12 protein-coding genes and 1 pseudogene are annotated in these 19,005 nt (G+C 61.9%); 11 read left to right on the top strand and 2 right to left on the bottom strand.

What is annotated here, in order from left to right:
- Positions 1 to 215: 215 nt before the first annotated feature.
- The 7 genes from V1283_RS02815 to V1283_RS02845 all read left to right on the top strand — a co-directional run bounded on the left by V1283_RS02815 (position 216) and on the right by V1283_RS02845 (position 8,851).
- Positions 216 to 1,247, top strand: a complete 1,032-nt coding sequence (locus V1283_RS02815) for a TRAP transporter substrate-binding protein (RefSeq protein ID WP_334384922.1) — start codon at positions 216 to 218, stop codon at positions 1,245 to 1,247.
- A gap of 11 nt (positions 1,248 to 1,258) precedes the next feature.
- Positions 1,259 to 3,115 carry a TRAP transporter large permease gene (locus V1283_RS02820; protein WP_334384923.1) on the top strand — a complete coding sequence of 619 codons (1,857 nt, stop codon included), beginning with the start codon at positions 1,259 to 1,261 and terminating at the stop codon, positions 3,113 to 3,115.
- 1 nt (position 3,116) lies between these two features.
- Positions 3,117 to 4,094: a hydroxyacid dehydrogenase gene (locus V1283_RS02825; protein ID WP_334384924.1), complete on the top strand. Its 978-nt coding sequence runs from the start codon at positions 3,117 to 3,119 to the stop codon at positions 4,092 to 4,094.
- Positions 4,095 to 4,244: 150 nt separating this feature from the next.
- The gene (locus V1283_RS02830; RefSeq protein WP_334384925.1) at positions 4,245 to 5,441 is read left to right on the top strand and encodes an ABC transporter substrate-binding protein; all 1,197 of its coding nucleotides are present in this window, start codon (positions 4,245 to 4,247) and stop codon (positions 5,439 to 5,441) included.
- 23 nt (positions 5,442 to 5,464) lie between these two features.
- Positions 5,465 to 6,322 carry a branched-chain amino acid ABC transporter permease gene (locus V1283_RS02835; protein WP_334384926.1) on the top strand — a complete coding sequence of 286 codons (858 nt, stop codon included), beginning with the start codon at positions 5,465 to 5,467 and terminating at the stop codon, positions 6,320 to 6,322.
- Positions 6,322 to 8,121 (top strand): branched-chain amino acid ABC transporter ATP-binding protein/permease, encoded by a 1,800-nt coding sequence (locus V1283_RS02840; RefSeq protein WP_334384927.1) that lies wholly within the window; start codon positions 6,322 to 6,324, stop codon positions 8,119 to 8,121. The genes V1283_RS02835 and V1283_RS02840 overlap by 1 nt, the downstream gene beginning before the upstream one ends.
- On the top strand, positions 8,102 to 8,851 hold the full coding sequence (locus V1283_RS02845) for an ABC transporter ATP-binding protein (RefSeq protein ID WP_334384928.1): 750 nt from the start codon (positions 8,102 to 8,104) through the stop codon (positions 8,849 to 8,851). Before V1283_RS02840 ends, V1283_RS02845 begins: the two co-directional genes overlap by 20 nt.
- On the opposite strand, the gene V1283_RS02850 is transcribed toward V1283_RS02845, so the two are convergent.
- Positions 8,841 to 9,071 carry a hypothetical protein gene (locus V1283_RS02850; RefSeq protein ID WP_334384929.1) on the bottom strand — a complete coding sequence of 77 codons (231 nt, stop codon included), beginning with the start codon at positions 9,069 to 9,071 and terminating at the stop codon, positions 8,841 to 8,843. The two genes, V1283_RS02845 and V1283_RS02850, sit on opposite strands and share 11 nt — an antisense overlap.
- Positions 9,072 to 9,152: 81 nt before the next feature.
- Here V1283_RS02850 and V1283_RS02855 point away from each other — a divergent pair, with 81 nt between their 5' ends.
- From V1283_RS02855 to V1283_RS02870, 4 genes and pseudogenes are all read left to right on the top strand, one after another.
- On the top strand, positions 9,153 to 12,245 hold the full coding sequence (locus tag V1283_RS02855) for an autotransporter domain-containing protein (RefSeq protein WP_334384930.1): 3,093 nt from the start codon (positions 9,153 to 9,155) through the stop codon (positions 12,243 to 12,245).
- Positions 12,246 to 12,329: 84 nt separating this feature from the next.
- Positions 12,330 to 12,510, top strand: a pseudogene (locus V1283_RS02860) (hydroxyacid dehydrogenase); the annotation flags it as partial.
- Positions 12,511 to 13,202: 692 nt separating this feature from the next.
- The gene (locus V1283_RS02865) at positions 13,203 to 15,008 is read left to right on the top strand and encodes an adenylate/guanylate cyclase domain-containing protein (protein WP_334384931.1); all 1,806 of its coding nucleotides are present in this window, start codon (positions 13,203 to 13,205) and stop codon (positions 15,006 to 15,008) included.
- A 225-nt stretch (positions 15,009 to 15,233) separates the two neighbouring features.
- Positions 15,234 to 16,301, top strand: coding sequence for a hypothetical protein (locus tag V1283_RS02870; protein WP_334384932.1), 1,068 nt, complete (start codon positions 15,234 to 15,236; stop codon positions 16,299 to 16,301).
- Between the two features lie 16 nt (positions 16,302 to 16,317).
- Here V1283_RS02870 and V1283_RS02875 read toward each other — a convergent pair whose 3' ends face one another.
- On the bottom strand, positions 16,318 to 18,999 hold the full coding sequence (locus V1283_RS02875) for a hypothetical protein (protein WP_334384933.1): 2,682 nt from the start codon (positions 18,997 to 18,999) through the stop codon (positions 16,318 to 16,320).
- Between the last annotated feature and the right edge of the window lie 6 nt (positions 19,000 to 19,005).

The raw sequence follows: 19,005 nt of genomic DNA on the forward strand, positions 1-19,005 counted from the left end.
ACGCTCCGTATAAATTCTCTAGACGAGGGCTTGATGCTGATGTCACCGCAAAAGTAGGCGGCCTCCTTACACGCACCCTTGCGCGCCGCTTCCGTTTGGTCATAGAATTTACCCAGAAGGTTAAATTGTGCATCCGCGCCGACGCGGTGCAACGACACGCCGAAACGAGGCTTGAGCAACAAGCCTTGAAAAACAAACTAAGGGGAGAAAGCGCCATGAAGACTGGGCCCGTCAGCCGGCGCGTGCTGTTGAAATCGTCCACGGCGGTCGCCGCGGGGCTGGTGCTGTCACCGGCGATCATCGGGCGGGCGCAAGCCGCGACGATGAAAATGAAGTGCTCCTCGTCGCTTCCCAACGATCCCAAATATGCCAACGGCCGCGTCTATTATGACAATCTGGTGAAGCACCTGAAGGGCAACGGCCTCGGCGAGCAGATCGAGGTCACGTTCTTTCCCGACAACCAGCTCGGCCAGGAAATCGACGTCATCAATTCGGTCAAGCTCGGCGTGATCGACCTGATGCTGTCGGGCTCGTCGATCTCGGCCAATCTCGTGCCTCTGGTCGGAACCTTCGACCTTGGCTACCTCTTCTCCAGCTTCCCGCAACAGACCAAGGCGTTCGAGGCCGGCGCGGCAAAACCGATCGAGGAGGCGCTGCTGAAGGGCGCGAACATCCGCATCATCTCGTGGGCGTATAATTTCGGCTCGCGCAGCGTGCTGGCAAAGAAGCCGGTGAAAGGCCCCGAAGATCTGGCCGGGCTCAAGATCAGGACGCTGCCGAACCCCGTCATTACCGAATGTCTGCGCCTGATGGGCGCCGCCGCGACGCCGCTGGCGTTCGGCGAAATCTACACGGCACTGCAGGCCGGCGTGCTTGATGGGCTTGAGCACGACCCGCCGACCATCCTTGCCAGCAAGTTCTATGAGACGTCGAAGCACTATGCGCTGACCCAGCACAATTTCTCGCCGCTCGCGACCTATTTCAGCGATGCGACGTACAAGCGGATGGACCCCAAGCTGCGCGAGGGATTCCTCGACGCGGCGGGGAAGGCGGCCGCTGACACCCGCATGCACGGCCTCGAGATGGAGAAAGAGGCGCTCAAGAATCTGGCGGACAAGGGCGTCACCATCGTCGAATGCGACAAGGATGCGTTCCGCAAGCGCGTGCTTCCGCAGACCGACAATTTCATAAAAGCCCGCCCCGAGGCGAAGCCGGTGGTCGACATGATCCGCGCGACGCAGACCTGAGGTAACACGTTATGTCAGTCGCCGCGCCCTCGCTTGAAAGCGGCGGTCACCGGATCACGGCCTCGCTGCTTGCCGTGAGCGACGTGGTTGCGGCGATCCTGCTCGCCGCCGATCTCCTGGTCGTCTGTGTTTCGGTGTTGCTGCGCTTCCTGTTCAATGCGCCGGTCGAATGGGCCGACGACGTGGCGCGCGGCCTGATGGTGGGATCGAGCTTCTTCGGCGCCGCCAGCGCGCTGGCCCGCGCCGAGAATCTGGGCGTCGCCTTCTTCATCGACATGCTGCCGCGCGATGCCCGCCGCGTCGTTGGTTCCATGGGCGCGCTGCTCGTGACGGTCATCGCCTTCTATGTTGCCTTCAACGCGATGAAGATGGGCTGGCTGACCACGGGACAAACCTCCGGTTCCGGGCTTCCGCTCGAATGGACGTTCTATCCGATGGGCGCGGGCGCGTTGTTCATGACGGTGTTCGCGCTGGAGATTTTTTGCACGCGCTCGCTTCGTGACATCGTGGCCGGAATTCTCGCAACCGGCCTGATCGTAGCGTTCTATCTGGCGTGGGATTTTCTGGCGCCGGACTCCGTGCCGTCGTCGGGAACGCTGATGCTGATCGGCTTCTTCATCACGCTGTTCGGTGGACTGCCGATCGGATTTGCGCTGGCGTTGGCGGCGCTGATCTTCATCTGGGTGGAGGGCACGCTGCCCGGCGTCATCTTCGCGCAGCAGATGGCGCGCGGCATCGATAATTTCGTGCTGCTGGCGATCCCGTTCTTTATCCTCGTCGGCTATTTGATGGAGGCCAACGGCATGTCGGTCCGCCTGATCGAGCTGTTGCAGCGGGCGGTCGGGCGGATGCGTGGCGGCCTCAACGTGGTCATGGTGATGTCGATGGTGCTGTTCTCGGGTATCTCCGGCTCCAAGATGGCCGACGTCGCGGCGGTAGGCTCGGTGCTGATCCCGGCGGCGCGCCGGTCGCGCCAAAACCCCGGCGGCGCGGTGGCGTTGCTGGCGGCTTCCGCGGTCATGGCGGAAGCCATTCCGCCTTGCATCAATCTCATCATCCTGGGCTTCGTCGCCAATCTGTCGATCGGCGGATTGTTCGTCGCGGGTATCTTGCCCGCGGGGCTGATGGCGCTGGCGCTGATCGTGCTGTCGATCATTCTTGGAAAACGGCCTGAGCCTGCCGCGGAAGCCGAGCCGCGGGCGGCGGTCTCCGGCCTGTGGAGCGGCGCCATCGCCTCGTTCGGGCTGATCTTCATGATCTTCTTCGGATTCAAGACCGGCTTTGCGACCGCCACCGAAATCTCGGCCTTCGCCGTGGTCTACGCCATCATTGTCGGCAGCATCGTGTTCCGCGAACTCACCTTCAAGACGGCAGCGCACAGTTTTGTGCAATCGGCGACGCGTTCGGGGCTGGTGCTGTTCATCGTCGCCGCCGCGCAATCGCTGGCGTTCGTCCTCACGCTGCAGCAGGTGCCGCATGCCGTCGGTGACATCATGCTGTCGTTGTCGGGGTCGCAGGGCGTCTGGCTGTTCATGCTGTTGTCGATCGCGGTGCTGATCGTGATGGGCTCGGTGCTGGAAGGCGCGGCGGCGCTCATCATCTTCGGGCCGCTATTGATGCCGGTGGCGGTCAAGCTCGGCATCGATCCCCTGCATTTCGGCGTCGTGCTGGTCGTGGCGATGGGGATTGGCCTGTTTGCGCCGCCGCTGGGGCTCGGCCTCTATGGCGCCTGCCTGATTGGCAACGTGCCGATCGAGCAGACCATCAAGCCGATCATGGGATATCTCGGTTTGCTGCTGCTTTGCCTGCTGGTCATTGCGTTCGTACCCTCGCTTAGCACGGCATTGCCGCGCGCCTTCGGCTACTGACGTGAAAGTCCTGTTGACCCATACGCCGCAGTCCCGCGTGCAATATTATGGCGAGCGCAGCCTGAGCGGGTTGCAAGCCGTCGCGCAGGTCAAGCTGCATGAATCGAATGATGCGCTCGACGCCGCCGGCCTGATCGAGGCCGCTGATGATGTCGACATCATCGTCGCCGATCGCCTCACCGCCGGTCCGGGCGAGATATTTCCGGCGTTGCCAAAACTGCGCGCCTTCGTTCGCTGTGCGGTCGATATCCGTAACATCGATGTCGATGCTGCGTCTGCGGCCGGCATCCTGGTGACGCGGGCAGGGCCGGGCTTCGTTCAATCGGTCGCCGAACTCGCGCTCGGCTTCATGGTCGATCTGTCGCGCGGCGTGCCACGTGCGACGGCCGACTATCATTCGGGACGGAAGCCCGAGATCATCATGGGCCGGCAACTGGCCGGCGGCCGCCTCGGCATCATCGGCTATGGCAGCATCGGCCGCTATCTGGCTGATATCGCCAAGGTGTTGGGCATGGAAATTCTGATTGCCGATCCCTTTGCGACCGTCAGCGATGCCGCCATCCAGCACGTGCCGCTCGACGATTTGCTTGCGCGCTCCGACTACGTCGTCTGTCTCGCGGTTGCCAACGAGCAAACCGAAAATCTGATCGGGCCGGCGGCGCTGGCGCGCATGCAGCCACACGCCTTCTTCATCAACCTGTCGCGCGGCAACCTCGTCGACGAGGCGGCGTTGTCGGCGACGTTGCGCGAGAACCGCATCGCCGGCGCCGCGATGGATGTCGGCCGCGCGCTGGACCAGATGCCGTCGCCGGAACTGGCAAAACTGCCGAACGTCATCGCCACGCCGCATATCGGCGGGCTGACGCCGCCGGCGATCGAGAGCCAATCGCTGGAAACGGTGCGGCAGGTCGAGAAGATCATCGCGGGCGAGGCGCCGGTTGGCGCCGTCAATGCCGACCGTTGGACGCGCCGGCCATGAACAATGACCTGCCATGTTTTTATGACCGCTGGACAAGTTTGCCGCGTCAGGCTCAAATTTGATCATTAAACCCCGCCCATGAGCCGGGGAGAATGACACCGACGCCGTCAGCCAATGACGGGCGCCGCAGAGGAACAGGAAGCGCATCACATGGCCATTTCACGTCGTGACGTATTGTTGGGCGGCGCCGGCGCCGCGGGCGCCGCAGCATTTTCGTTTCCAGTCCCCGCCATTGCCCAGTCGGAACCGATCAAGGTCGGCTGCCTCGCTGCGATGACCGGTCCGAGTTCGGCGCCGACCATCGGCTTCAACCGCGGAGTCAATTTTGCGGTGGATGCGATCAACGCCGGCGGCGGCGTCAAGGGCCGCAAGATCGAACTCTTCATGCGCGATACCCAGGGCGATCCGACCAAGGCGGTGAACGCCACGCAGGAACTGATCAGTCAAGCCAAGGTCCATGCCATCTGGGGCCCGCTCAATTCCGGCGAGGCGCTGGCGACCACGCCGATCATGGCGCGTGCCAAGATCCCGGATATTCACCCCTGTGTCGTCGAGACTCTGATCGACACCACCAAGTTTCCAAACGCCTTCCGGATGGCGCCGTCGAACAGCCAATGGGATGACGCGGTCCGCAATTACTGCCTCAATATCCTCAAGGCAAAAAAGGTCGCCGTGATCGGCGATACCACCGGCTATGGCGTGACCGCTGTCGGTGCTTCGGTCACGGCATTCAAGAAGGATGGTGCCGAGGTGGTCTATCAGGCCAACGTCGACGCGACCCAGCCCGACATGACGCCGGACATGCTGCGCGCCAAAAACGCCGGCGCCGAAGTGATCGTGGTCTGGAGTGTCTCCACCGGTATGGAAGCGCGCATGTTCAACGTCCGCGCGGTGATGAATTGGGATGTCCCGTTCGTCGGCCACCCCTCGATGTCTTCGGGCGAGATCGCCGGCCTCGTCGAAAAACCCGCCAACTGGAAGAAAGTCTACGCCATCGGTTACAAGAGCTGCAGCTACGACGCGGCCGGAAAATTGCCGCCGAAGAGCGAGGACCTGGTCGCGCGTCTGGCCAAGGCCAACGTCGTGATGAACGATACGCTGCTGTGGTGGATCGCCGGCGGCATCGATGCGATCGAGCTGATCGCAAAGGCCGTCGCGGAAAGCGGATCGACTGACAGCGCCGGGATCATCGCCTACTGGAACACGCTATCGAAATACCCCGGCTACTTCGGCAATTACAGCTTCTCGCCGACACAGCATAATGGCTACCTGACCGAAGAGATCGTGATGTCGGAAGCCTCCACCGCCAAGAACGGCACGTTTGCGTTGGCGCCGGGATATACGTGACCGACGGAAGAGGGCGGTAGCATATGCTCGCCTCGATCCTCGCATCCGGACTGGCGGCGGGCGCGATCTACGCGCTCGTCGGCGTCACCTATAACACCATGTTCTCGACCTCCCGGGTGATGAGCTTCACCGCCGGTCAGTTGGCGATGCTGGGCGGCGTGTTCGGTTCGATGTTCACGCTGAAAATGGGCATGCCGATCCTCGCCGGCTTCCTGCTGACGCTGCTCTGCTGCGCCATCATCGGGATCATCACCGAATTCGTCGCGGTGCGGCCGGTGCTGAAAAGCCTCGACCAGCACCTCTACGTGCTTTCGACGCTCGCGGTGGCGCTGATGATCCAGCAGGTCGCGGCGATCAAATGGGGCACCGAGCCGCAGCCGTTCCCGCGCGTATTCGGCATCGGCAGCGGTATCTGGGACGAAAAATTCTGGCTGCCGGTCGCAGCCTGCGCGATTACAATTGTCGCCCTCGAATATCTTTATCGCCGCACTTTGGTTGGACGCGCCTTCGTCGCGATCGCGGAAGATAATTTCGCGGCGCGCGCGCTCGGCCTGCCCGAACGCAATCTGCGCGTCGCCAGCTATGCGCTGGCCGGCGTGATCGGCGGTGTCGCCGGATTTTCCGGCGGCGAGTTGCTGCTGGCGTTCTTCGCCAATGGCGCGCTGCTGAACTTCTACGGCTTTGTCCCGGTGGCGCTCGGCGGGCTCGGCAATAACAGAGGCGCGATCGTCGGCGGATTGGCGCTTGGCCTGTTCCAGCAGGCGGCGAACTTCCTGGTCGGCGGCATCTTCTCGTCGGTCGCCGTCTTCACGCTGTTCATCGTGGTCCTGCTGGCGGCGCCCCAGGGTCTGTTCGGCGCTTCCACGGCGCGGAGAGTGTGATGACGTCAGTCACCGCAGTTCCGGCGCACAACGACTCCGGCACCATTCGCGCGGCGTTGCCTCATGTCGCGCCGTTCCTCGGCATCCTTGCGCTGGCGATGATCCTGCCCTTCGTCAGCAACGATTACTGGGCACTGATCGGCACGCGGGCGGCGATCTATTGGGTGCTGGTTTCCGGTCTCAACCTGGTGGTCGGTTTCGCCGGGCATCTTGCGATCGGCTATGTCGCGCTGCTGACGCTCGGCGCCTACACCACGAGCGTGCTGGTCGCGGGCAATGTCATGCCGCCGGTGCCGGTGTTTGCTGCACTGCCGATTGCCGGCTGCGTTGGCGCGGTGTTCGGCGTGATCGTCGGCCTGCCGGCCTTGCGGTTGCGTACCTTCTATTTCGCGATGTCGACGCTGGGCTTCGCCACCATCGTCACGCAGATCGCGCTGGCATGGCAGAGTGTCACCGGCGGCGGCATCGGCATATCAGGACCGGAGTTTCCGGCGCCTTTCAATACCGCCTGGGGCTTTTACTTTCTTTGCATAGGCTTTGCAGCCATCACCACCTGGATGAGCGCGAATATCGCGCGCAGCCGGTTCGGTCGCGCGCTGATTGCAGTGCGCGACGCCGAAGTGGCGGCCGAGGCCACCGGCATCTCCAAGCCGAAAATGCTGATCGCCATCTTCCTGTTTGCCGGCGCGCTTGCGGCCATCGCCGGCGGATTGTTCGCGACCCTGCAGACCTACATCACGCCGGATGCCTTCACCTTCGACCTGTCCGTGCTGTTCTTCATCGCGATCCTGATCGGCGGCCGCGGCTCGATCCTGGGGCCGATGCTCGGCACCATCATCCTGACGATCCTGCCGGAGATCGCAGCGCCGTTGGCGGCGTGGTCGACGTTTCTCTATGCGGTGTTGCTGCTGGTGATCGTGCTTGTCATGCCCGGCGGCATCGCCGCGCTGCTGGATTTTCGCAACCGCCGTCCGCTGGCCAGCAACCGCGCCATCGTGCCGCGACCGGCGGCACTGGCCGATATCGTGCGCAAGCGCATGGGCGGCAGCATGCTGACGCTGCGCGGCATCGCCTTGAGTTTTGGCAATGTGCGGGCGATCGATGGTCTCGACCTCGACGTCGCACCGGGCCAGATCCACGGCCTGATCGGCCCCAACGGCAGCGGCAAGACCACGACGCTCAATGTGATCTCGGGTTACTACGCCGCCCAGACCGGAATCATGACCCTCGGCGATGATGCGCTGCCGCCGGGTGAGCCGACCTTGCGCGCCTATCGCGGCATCGCGCGCACGTTTCAGACCCCGCGCGTGATCGGCGAGGCGTCGGTGCTGCAGAATGTCATGATCGGCGGCTCAATCGAGGGCAGGGCGAGTTTTGTCGAGTCGATGCTGGCGTTGCCGCGGAACGCGCAGGATGAGCGGATGCTTGCGGCCAAGGCGCGCGCCTTGCTCGGCGTCGTTGGGCTGGAACCGCTGGCGGAGGTGCGCGCCGACCGCCTGCAGCACAGCGAACTACGCTTCATCGAGATCGCCCGCGCGCTGATGCTCGATCCGGATTTCCTGCTGCTCGACGAACCCGCCGCCGGCCTTTCCAACGACGAGATCGAACGACTGGCCGGGCTGATCAAGGCGATCAGCGCCCGCGGCACCGGCGTGCTGCTGGTCGAGCACCATGCCGACCTGATCTTCGACATTTGCCATCAGGTCACCGTGCTCAATCTCGGGCGTACGCTTGCCGCCGGAACCCCTGCCGAGATTCGCGTTCACAAGGAGGTGGTCAGTGCTTACCTCGGCGGCTGAACCCCTGCTCTCGGTGAAAGGGCTGGAATCGGGCTACGGCAAGATCCGCGTGCTGCATGGCATCGGGATCGAGGTCGCAGCCGGCGAAGTGGTTGCCTTGCTCGGCCCCAACGGCGCGGGCAAGACGACCCTGCTGCGTGCGCTGTCGGGATTGCTGCCGGTCAATTCCGGGCATGTGTGCTTTGACGGCCGCGACATGACCAACGCGACGCCGCGCGAAGCGGGGCGCGCCGGCCTGGTGCATGTGATCGAGGGCCATCGCGTGTTCACGCAGATTTCGGTCACCGACAATCTGCTGATCGCCGGTTACGATCTGCCACGCAGCGAACGCGCCGGGAGGGCCGAGGAAGCCTTGTCGTTTTTCCCGGAGATCGCGGAGAAGCGTCACGAGCGCGGCGGTGCGCTCAGCGGCGGGCAACAGCAGATGCTCACGGTCGCGCAGGGCCTGGTACGGCGCCCTCGGCTGTTGATGCTGGACGAACCCTCGGCCGGCCTGTCGCCGGTTCTGGTCGATCGCGTGCTCAACGTGATCGCTCAGTTGCGCAAGCAAGGCACCGCAGTGCTACTGGTCGAACAGTTGTTAGAGAAGGCGCTTGCCGCCGCTGATCGCGTCTATGCGCTGGTGCAGGGCAATATCGTGCTGGAAGCGCCGACCAGCGAGAACAATTTGCCGCAGCGGCTCGAGCGCGCCTATTTCGGGCACGAGAGCCATGTGTCGGTCACAGGTTGAAGACGTCAACGAAAAATACTGACGAGAGCCAGTCGCTGGAAACCGTTCGGCAGGTCGAGAAGGTCATCGCCGGCGAAATTCCTGTCGGCGTCGTCAACACCATCAGCTGGACGCGGCGACCTCCATCGACGCTGTGAACCCGCGCCTGCCAGCGTCCGCCAACGCGCGCGGCTGTTGTTGCCGAAAAATCACGACCCGCGACGAAGCGAATCATCGTCACTGCGTTGTCATCCCCAGATGATTGTTTCCGCATATTTCCGAGAGCGGCAATTCGTCGCTGGTAGCGTGCGTGGGGGTTGGTATGCGTGTCACGAAAACTTCATCGATGTTCGCCGTCGTCGCGGCAGCGCTGTCCGCACAGTCGGCCCACGCGCAAACCCAGACGATCGCGACGCCGCTTAATGCCAACGTGATCAACGTGCTCAGTCCGTTCAGCACGCTGCTCGGCACAACTGCCATCACGCAGAATTTCTCGAACGCGGTTTCGATCAACAACAGTTCGACGGCCGCCCAGCGCGCACAGGCCCTGATCGACAATACGATCACCACCGACAACGGCGTCGTGCTGTCAGACGGCCTCGGCACCAATTTGAATGCGATCTGGAAGGCCAACAACAGTCAGGCCGCGAACGGCACCACGACGACGTTTTCGCCCAATCTGCTGACCCTGTTCAGGCAGATCAACGCGATCTCCCAGGACGACTCCGGCAAGGCGAAGAATTATTTCGCCGATGGATCGGCAAACGGCTCGGTGTTCGTGAGCAACGCCAACCTGGCGCTGGGAAAAACGGCAACGTCCAACACGCCCATTGTCGGCATTCCATTGCCTCCCGGTGGCGTGTTCAACGTCTATGACAAGGCCTATGCACCGGTCACCAATCCGAATTTGACCGGCAACTCGCGGCCCGTTCAGGTGAGCCCGTCCAGTATTGCAGCGTTCAGCGGCGTGAACTACTTCGGCGCGGCGACGTCGAATACCGCCATCATCGGCGGCGTCACCGGCAATTCCGGTTCCGGCCTGTTTGCAAACGCATCGTTCCCGAGCGGCCACACCACATTCGGCTACACGACATCAATTCTGCTCGGGATGCTGGTACCCGAACGTTACGGCGAAATGCTGACGCGCGCGTCGGAATATGGCAACAGCCGCATCGTTCTCGGTGCGCATTATCCGCTCGACCTCATCGGAGGCCGTGTTATCGGCATGTACGATGTGGTGCAGATGCTCAACAACAATCCGCAATACACCAACGCCACCGTGAACGGCGTGTTCGGAATCGGCGACGTTACCACGACCAGCAATTTCCAGACGGTATTCACCGCGGCACAGGCCGACGTGCGCAACCTGCTGCAAACCGCCTGCGGAACCACCATCGCAGCCTGCGCGGCAAGCGGGGCACCGGACCGCTTCAGCAATCTCGCGCAGGACCGGGCCGATTACACCGCGCGGCTGACCTACGGTTTGCCAACCCTGTCGTTCGCCCAGGCGCCGCGCGAAGCCGCGCCCGCCGGCGGACCCGACGCATCCATCCTGCTAGCGACCGTGTATGGCGGCGACTCGACGGCGGCGAAGAATATTGCGCCGGGCGGCGGCATGTTCGGCAGCCTCAAGACCAGCACCATCAACCAGATCCTGGTGAATACCGAGACCAATGCGATTGCGGCTTTCTACGGCACGCCGCTCAGCTACTGGTCGCGTCTCGATCTGTTCTCCGCGGAGACCTACTTTCAGGGCATCATCGGCACCATCACACTGGCGTCGAGCGACGTCGTGACCACCAATGTCACGGTCGCCAATGGCGGTACGCTGGCGGGCACCGGCACGGTGGCCGCGACGACCGTCGCCAGCGGCGGTATCTTGCAGCCGGGCGCCGGCGGGCAGGGGGCGTTGCTGATCAATGGCAGCCTCGCATTCCAGTCCGGCGCGCTCTACCTGGTCCAGGTCACTTCTTCGACGTCGGCTTCCGCCAATGTAACCGGGATCGCCACGCTGACGGGCGCAAGCGTGCAGGTCGCTTCGCCGAACAGCACCTTCAAGTTCAACCAGCCGGTGACGATCCTGACTTCGGCCGGGCTGGGCGGCACGACATTCAGTTCGTTGACGACGCCGACCGGCATCACCGGATCGCTGAATTATTCCAGCAACGCGGTCACGCTCAACATGAGCTCGAGCCTCGGGCGGATATCGGGGCTGAACGCCAACCAGAAGGCCGTCGCCGGCGCACTCGACAGCGCATTCAATACTCCGGGCGCCACCACCGGGGCGCTCGGCGCCATCTTCGCCGGCAACGTCGCCCAGAACCTGACGCAGGCCTCCGGTGAGACCGCGACGGGCTCGCAGCAAGCGACTTTCAGCGCGATGACGCAGTTCATGGGCGTCATGACCGATCCGATGGTCGACGGCCGCGGCGAGCCGGCGCCGGGTGGCGCGTCGCAATTTGCCGAGGAAGACGCGCTGGCCTATGCCGCCAACGGCAAGCCGCGGTCGAAGAACGAGCGTGACGCCTATGCCTCGATCTATCGCAAGGCGCCGCCGCGCGAGGTGTACGATCCACGCTGGAGCGTGTGGGTGGCAGGCTTCGGCGGCTCACAATCCACCGACGGCGACGCGACAGCTGGAACCAACGCCACGACCAGCCGCGTCTTTGGCACGGCGGTCGGCGCTGACTACAGGTTTTCGCCGAACACGATCGCGGGTTTTGCGCTTGCCGGCGGCGGCACCAACTTCTCCATCGCCAACGCGCTCGGCAGCGGCCGTTCCGACCTGTTCCAGGCCGGCGCATTCGTGCGGCACACCCAGGGCCCCGCCTACATCACCGCGGCGCTGGCCTATGGCTGGCAGGACGTCACCACCAACCGGACGGTCACCATTGCCGGCATCGATCAGCTACGCGCCGAGTTCAACGCGAACGCCTGGTCCGGACGCGTCGAAGGTGGGTATCGTTTCGTGACCCCGTGGATGGGCCTCACTCCCTATGCGGCCGGACAGTTCACGACATTCGATCTGCCTGCCTATGCCGAGCAGGTGGTGTCGGGCTCCAATGCGTTCGCGCAGGCCTACGCCGCAAAGAGCGTGACGGCGACGCGAACCGAACTCGGGCTTCGCAGCGACAAGTCGTTCGCGTTGCAGGATTCGATCCTGACGCTGCGTGGTCGCGCCGCCTGGGCGCACGACTACAACGACAACCGCGCGGTCACCGCGACCTTCCAAGCCCTGCCGGGCGCTTCGTTTGTCGTCAATGGCGCAGCGCAGGCGCCGAACTCGGCGCTCGTCACCGGGTCTGCCGAAGTGAAATGGCGCAACGGCTTCTCGCTCGCCGCGACGTTCGAGGGCGAATTCTCCGACGTCACGCGCAGTTATGCCGGCAAGGGCGTCGCCCGCTATTCGTGGTGACGGAGCCGGCGAGGGCCGTCCTTCCATCTGCGACCGGAGCCGATGAGCCAAAACGGCTCCTCGGGCTGTGGCAAAGCGATCCATATGCCAACGCCTGAGCTAGCGAAACTGCCGAACGTCATCGCGACCCTGCACATCGGCGGTTTGACACCCGCCGGCCATCGAGCGACAGTCGCTGGAGACGGTGCGGCAGGTCGGGCAGAGCATCGCTGGCAGGATACCGGTTGGTGCCGTCAACGCGGAGCGCTGGACGTGGCGTCCCTGAGCACTGGCTGCGCCGCATAGCGCCATGTCCTCACAAGCGATGGACAAGACTGCCGCATCAGGATCAAATTTGACTGGGGAGTTAGCCTCGGCCATGAGCCTAAGCGTACGGGGAGTTGCGCGCACCCAGGTGTTGCTCGTCGAACAATTATGGGAAATGGTGCTGGCGGCTGCCGACCGCGTCTACCCCGGTGAGGGAAACGGTGCTGGATGATGCTACGGCGTTACATCGCAGGCTCTAGTGCTCGAAATAGACACATATGCGTGTTTGATAAAAAACGACACAATTGTCAGTTTACTCACATAAAGATTGCTACGTGCAGGGATAGGAATTGCTGATGCGGCCCACGGCCTAAGTTGGCAGTACCCCGGGGGCTGTGCCCGAAGCCTTGCACCGGTAACCAACTCGAGCAGCCGCGAGCCGACGGCAGCACACGATTCTAGCGCCACCAAGGTCCCGTGATTTGCGGACCGATGAGCGCTTTCCGGCTCGCGCAATTGCAGTTAGCGACGAGCCCGGACCGATAGAGGTCGAAGGCAAGTTGCAGGGGTGGCTGCGCCGGGAAAGCGAGCTATCCGAGATACTCAGTTACTGTACGGCATTGCAGGAAAAAATTGTTGGAGTTTTAATGGCCGGCACGTCACTCTACGGAAGGCGGCTGGGTATTTCAGTTCTGAAAAGACGATGTCCGCATGAGCCAAGTTGAGCAAGCGTTAGAGGCGCCATCCATCGCGCCGTCTATCATCACGAGGCGACTTGCTGCCGTCGCTTTTGCGGATGTTGCTGGCTTTTCTCGTCTGATGGCTCTCAAAGATGTCGAGACGGTGCTCCGTTGGCGGACGCTTCGGACCGAGATTATTGAGCCGCACATGGTGCGGCACGGCGGACGAATCGCTGAGATCGCTGGCGATGCCGTTCTGGTGGAATTTCCCAGTGTGGTGAACGCTGTCCGGTGGGCAGCCGACGTACAGCAAGCGCAGGCGCAGACGCAGAGAACGACGGATGGTTCGCCCCCGCTCCATCTGCGCATCGCCGTGAACGTAGATGATGTGATCGATGAAGACGGCATCTTGCAGGGGGACGGCGTCAACATCGCGTCTCGCATCCATCAGGCTGCGGAGCCCGGCCAGATAGTCGTGACGGCGGCGGTCCGAGACTACGTCATGAATCGCCTGCCGCTAACATTTCATGATCTTGGCACGCCTCCGCTGAAAAACATCAATCGGATGGTTCGTGTTTATACGGTCAAATGGTCTGAAGGCGCCAGAGGAGACCCGGTCGCGCAGCCTTACCTGCATTGGGCGGCGCGGCCAACCATAGCCGTATTACCATTCCGGACCATTAGCGGGACTGATGACGAGACTTACTACGGCGAGGGGATCACCGACGAGATCATTACGGGACTATCGCGAAACAAGTCGCTCTACGTGATAGCGCGAAATTCTACGTGGCGCTATCGCGACCGCGACAAGGATCTGCGTCAAATTGCCGGTGAACTCGACGTGCGTTACGTGCTCGATGGTAGTGTTCAAAGGCAAGGCAGGCGTTTGCGCATCAATGCCGAATTGATCGATATCGTTGGCAACATTCCGATCTGGGCCCAGAGATATGAGGGCTCGATCGATGATCTGTTCGAATTTCAGGACCGCATAGCCGGTAGCATCTTGTCTTCGATCGAACCACGCGTGCACGCAGTTGAGACAGCGCGACTCGGTGACCGGCCAACCGAGAGCCTGGACGCCTATCACTGCGTGCTGCGTGCGATGTCCTTGCTTTATACCTTTACGTTGGAAAATTACCGAGAGGCGGGCGGATTACTTGAACGTGCAATCGCGCTCGATCCGTCCTATGCTCGGGCCTACGCTTATCTTGGATGGTGGCTGAATTTCTGGACCGGTGAAGGTTGGTCGAAAGATCCAGACGCCGACAAGGCGCGGGCGCTCCTGATTTCGCGACGAGCGATCGAACTCGACCGCGAGGATCCATTTGCGCTTGCCGTAGCCGGGCATATTCTGTCCTTCTTCGGGAGCAACCCGGAGGACGCACTTGATCTTTTTGAAGAGGCGCTGGCGCGCAATCAGAACTCCGCGTTCGCTTGGGGGCTGAGCGCTCTCACGCTAGCATATCTCGGTCGGCCCGACGAAGCACTGGAGCGGTTACAAAATGTCTGGCGACTGAACCCGTTTGATCCGCTGAATTTCTATTTCTGGATTGTGGCTGGCATCGCTGAGTTCGTGGCCGGACGATACGACGAGGCCATCGGATGGCTTCGCAAGAGCAGGCGAGCCAATCCACGATTCATCGCTTGTCTGCGGATGTTAGCGGCCTCACTGGCGATTTCGGGCGATGAGGCAGGAGCTCGGACGATCGTCCAGGAGTTGCTCGCAATCGAGCCTTCGTTTCGAGTGTCGACATTTGTTTCTTGGTATCCGCTACGTCGACCAGACGACTTGTCTCGTCTCGCCAACGGATTACTCGCCGCTGGCGTGCCGGAATAAGCGCATTGCAGGAGAAATGATTTTAGAGAGGAGCGAGAGATGGGCTTTGGAGCGGGCGCAGGTGCGGGAGCAGGAGCGGGAGCAGGAGCGGGAGCAGGAGCAGGAGCGGGCGCAGGTGCGGGAGCAGGCGCGGGTGCGGGTGCGGGAGCAGGCGCAGGCGCAGGCGCAGGCGCAGGCGCTGGTGCGGGCGCGGGTGCAGGCGCGGGAGCAGGTGCAGGAGCTGGAGTGTATCCGGGCTCCGGGCGCAGCTATTATGCGACACCATGGGAGCTGCGGTATCGGGCTTGGACTTTGGACTTTACGCCTGACGACTCTGGAACGCCCGCGTTCCCTCATGATCAGATCATCAACCCCTATCAAGCTGATCCGTTCTTGGAGTGGACTGCCGACGATTGGGACCCGGCATTGCGCTTCTGGACGCTGCCTTTCGATCTGCAGCTCAATCAATGGCTCAAGGCCGTTGACCCCACCAAGCCGTCGGTCATTGCGGCTTGCGAGTTCGGCGGACAAAAAGATCTCTGGCTGTACGATCGCGCTGAGCTGATCAACAGGAATTGGCTTGATGCCCGCGATCTTGCCTGGCAGCCCGACCCCAACCTCAGCAACGACCCAGGTTGGGGAGCTGAAAAGCTTCGCGCATGGAACATTGTTCTCAGTGAAATCCGAGAGCTTCAGCAACTCATGCTGGACGACCGCGAATGCTACCTCTCAGAAATCGACGTACAAGCCGATGGACTGGCTGACTACTTCTTTGATTTTATCGGGGCAAGCGAAGGCCGCCGCCCCTGGACGATAGAACTTGTCAATTGTGGGCTCGCGATCGGCAACATCGCCTACATGTCCTACAAAGAGAAATTCAGGCGCGTCCGTCCTTCGTTTCTGTGCCCTGGCCTTATCCCGGCATTCGGTCCCCCTGCACATCCGGCCTTCCCCAGCGGGCATTCGTTCTTGGGCCACTTCATTGCGCTGCTGCTGCTGGAAATCCCAGGGATTTATCAGCGTTTCGGTATTTACGGCGGAAATGTAGGAGATATGGGACAAGCTGTGGGTGAGCACACACTCGATGGACGCGATCCAATTCCATCGCCGATGTTCTGGCTCGCGCAACGTCTGGCGAAAAATCGCGAACGACTGGGCGTTCACTACCCGTCCGATTCATTTGCAAGCCGACATCTTGCTTTCCACATCTGGTATGCACTTCGGAAAGAGGCGCCGGCACGGCGCATCGTGTGTCCAGCTCTGGAACGAGTTATCGGATACGCGAAGGCCGAGTGGCCGACGGATTGGCCCTGATACGCCCGCAACCGGTTTAGGGAAGGGTGACGACGCGCAAACCGAGATTGTTGTCGCCTGAGACGAGATCGACCAGCCGCGTACTCATATAGGAGCAGGCGAGGGTGGGTTCGTCGATGTAGGCCTTATCGGCAAGGCAGGATGACTTCGCCAGGACAATGAATCGTTGGCCCGACGCGGGCGCGAACTGGAAAGGGCCAAACTCCGCGTCCGTGTATGGCTCGATGTCATAGGCTGCGCTTGTCGGCGGATCACATTGATTCCAGCCGGCTTCATTCCATGCAGGTGGAGCGGAATTAATTGGCCATTCGTGCCACCATACGGCGACCGTGACGCCGGTAGCCTTCTGGGAGCCGCGATTGCCGACGACGACGGAAATGCTGCTCGCTTCGACCGTGATTGCGTTGCGATCTGCTTGCCAAGGGGGAAGCGGATCTTCTCCTCCTGCCTGATTGGGATTCCAGTGCAGTGAGACCGGGGCATAGCTTCCGGGGCCATACTCTATGGTGCCGTTCTCTGTCGATTCCGACCGTCGACCGTTTGCTATATAGACGTCGATGGGAGGCGGCAGGCCGAGCGCATTGGTGATCGTGCCGGCGGGCGCATAAAGCCCCTGTGCTTCGAAAGCCCAGCGAATGACCTTTTGGGCGCAGCCACCGATCCTTTGGTAGAACGTGGTGCCATCGGCCGCGGGCACTTTGAAAAGACTGGTGACGACGTCAGCCAGGATCAACCCAGATACTAATTGATCGGGGTCATTCTTCAGAATAACTGCCGGTGACGTACCCAGCAACTGAAGTGCTTTCATGATGAGGAACACGCAGTAGTGCGAGGCAGTGTGACGCGCATTAACGTCTTCCGGCGTTTCCTCCATCGTGTCCCCGCCCAAAACACGGTAGAGCCGGAACAGCGAAGACGACAAGATCTGTTCGCTCAAATACGCCTTGCGCCTTGGCGCGGTTGAGTCGGGCACGCGAGCAAGCGCGCTGTGCATCGTGCCGCCCCAGCTCCAGCCGTCCGTCACGGAACGATCATGCCGGCGCGGGACGAATACCCACGGGAAGGTCATCCCTCGCCAGTAAGGTCCCTTCTTCGACAGTTGGGACACCGGATCCAGTGCAATCGCGGCAAGCGCGTCGCCAGGGCTATGCGCGAAACGAAGCTCCAGTTCGCCCACGGCAGCAACCAGCAAAACGTGACCGATCTCGTGCCATATCCAGCGATCGTCGGCGGCTATTCCGATTGGCTGAGCCGGCGAAGGAGCGGTACCGTCCCACGGTTTGCGCCCGCGGCGACGCAAGTCCGCCGACGCGAGATGCATTTCCATGCCCGGACGATCCCCGGGCGCCGTTGGCCCCGTGAAATCGACCGGCCAACCATCAACCTGTACGCACGCATTGACGGTATGACCGTTCTTGCCCAGGTCTGCTTGCATGCCCGAGCGATAGCAAAGCCTGAGGGGTAGGCTGGCGAATCGGAAATAATCGAAAGGATCAATGCCATATGCGGCAAGGCGGTTGAAAATCTGGCTCACGTTATAGAACGCGCTCAGCGCGGCGAAGTCGTCGGAATGAACGGGCGGCTCATTGCCGCCAGGAAGATTGACAGATTTGGGACTATTCGTGCCAGCCCCGTGGTCTGCCAGGACGAACCTTGGACACTGGATGACCCGCACCCACTCGCGGACTCCGCTATAAAGTACGAGAGGTGTGGGATAATTGGGTAGTCCCGAAACCTTGATACGATAATCGTCCAGCTCATCATCGGAGCGCGAAGGGCGGCGACCGTCATAGTCCTCGTTCACGTCTTGCGAGGCTGGATCGATTGGAAACAGCCGCGCGTAGCCCACGGCATGTGCCTGCAGCATCACCCTGTCAAGGACCTTCCCAGCTTTTCCAGGCGTTCCAACAACAACGAAGAAGTAATTGATTGCTTCGCCCGAAGACGAGAAGCCGCGGCCAGTACCACGGCGTTCAACCTGCCATTCGTCCTCTCCGTCAATCCAAAACAGACGGGCGCCTCGAACAGATATTGAGTCGAGGCCCAGCATCGAAGCAATGTCGCGCTTGATCTCCTCGGAGTGCAACAGCGCCAGTAGTTCCGCCGGTTTCGTCCTGACTTCGTCCCAGTCTACGCTCCCGAGACCCCTTGTGCCGGGGCTATATAACGAGGCGGATATTCCGACGAACTGTGCATTGAGCCCTCCATCACTCGGGCGCAAATTCACCACCAGGCTAAGCCCAAATCCCGAGCCGATGAAGCTGCCGTTCAGCCGCTCGGAGGCCAGGAGAACAACGGTTCGGTCGAACTCCGTCCCTTCCGACGTCTTTCGCTTAAGCTGGAATGATACAAACGGATTCCCAGCATCGCCATCCGCCTCGTTCTCGGGGGGCCAACCGATGGGCATCCACGCGAAGGTCGGATCGTTCTTTCCCGGACTCAGTGCCTCCAGCCATTGTTGTGGCAGGTCATCCACCTCGCCAACATCCCTGAGCATGGTGAGATATTCGTGCGCCAGATTTTGCAGCGAGCTTTCGAAGCGCAATCCGCTGTCCACCGGCCTAACGAACGGCGACATCGGGTGTCGCAACGAGATCGCCGTCGGTCCGCCATCAGTCGCTTGTCGCGAACTCCAAGCGCCATGCCGAGCTGGATTCCAGGCAACATGCCTGCCTGCAGGTTCGTCTGCGATAGCCATTTGCTT

The organism is Bradyrhizobium sp. AZCC 2262, from assembly GCF_036924535.1.
Lineage (GTDB): Bacteria > Pseudomonadota > Alphaproteobacteria > Rhizobiales > Xanthobacteraceae > Bradyrhizobium.